The following is a 347-nucleotide window of genomic DNA, read 5'->3' as shown; positions in this document are numbered from 1 at the left end:
GCGTGACCGTATCGGATGACCGCGGCCATTCCGTCAAGACGCCCAGCGAAAGTGTAACGGTATTGCCGTCGGGGGACGGTACGCCGGTTCCGCCGAGCATCAGCTTGAACTCGCCGCAAGTCAGTGGTGGCGCCCCGGCGACGGTGAGACTGACGTCGAACGCGAGCGTGACGGGCGCGACGATCAGCAAGGTCGAGTATTTCAACGGAGGCGTCAGGCTGGGCGAGGCGAGCGCCGCGCCATATACCTACGACTGGCCGAACGTGGCGGCGGGTAGCTACAGCGTGACGGGCAAGGCGACGACGAATCAGAACGCATCGGCGACGTCGGTGCCGGTATCGGTGACA

General features: G+C 65.1%; 1 protein-coding gene. It reads left to right on the top strand.

Going from position 1 to position 347, the window contains the following annotated elements; all coding sequences use genetic code 11:
* Positions 1-104: 104 nt before the first annotated feature.
* Positions 105-347: Ig-like domain-containing protein (locus ACV22W_RS33685; RefSeq protein WP_448023859.1), on the top strand; the 243-nt coding region annotated here is incomplete at its 3' end.

Source organism: Burkholderia sp. AW49-1 (assembly GCF_053427845.1).
This window is presented reverse-complemented; position numbering and strand designations above follow the sequence as displayed.